We start from the raw sequence: 531 nt of genomic DNA on the forward strand, positions 1-531 counted from the left end.
ATGATGTCGTCAGCATATCTCTCGAACGGGTTGCATGAATGATTGTCTCCCATCCACGCGTCAAAGGCATGGTGGAGGAAGATATTGCTGAGTATGGGGCTGATCACCGAGCCTTGTGGTGATCCCTTTTCTCTTCTGTGGGTTGTGCCATCGCTTCTTTGTACATCTGCTTTTAACCAGCGTTGGACGTACAGGATGACCCACGGTTCCACATTGTAGGCTTGCAGCAGTTCTAGCATCAAATCGTGATCGATATTGTCAAAATATCCTTTGATGTCGATTTCTAAGACCCAATCATATTTCCAGCATCTGTTACGCGCTATTTCTATCGCATTATGTTGGCTTCGTTTTGGTCTATATCCGTATGAGTCAGTGTGGAACGTTGGTTCCACAAGTGGCTCAATGTAGAGTTTCGCCACCGTTTGTGCCACTCGATCTGCCACGGTCGGAATTMCCAGCTTTCGCTTTCCTCCCATCCGTTTTGGTATTTCTACCTCTTTCACTGCTGGCGGAAAATAACTTCCTGAGGTC

At 47.0% G+C, this 531-nt stretch carries 1 protein-coding gene; it reads right to left on the minus strand.

Features of this window, described 5'->3' with window-relative positions:
• Positions 1–531, minus strand: a 531-nt coding sequence (locus A0J57_RS25780) for a reverse transcriptase domain-containing protein (RefSeq protein ID WP_268873904.1), incomplete at both ends; no start/stop codon positions are given.

The organism is Sphingobium sp. 22B (genome assembly GCF_001580035.1).
GTDB lineage: Bacteria > Pseudomonadota > Alphaproteobacteria > Sphingomonadales > Sphingomonadaceae > Sphingobium > Sphingobium fuliginis.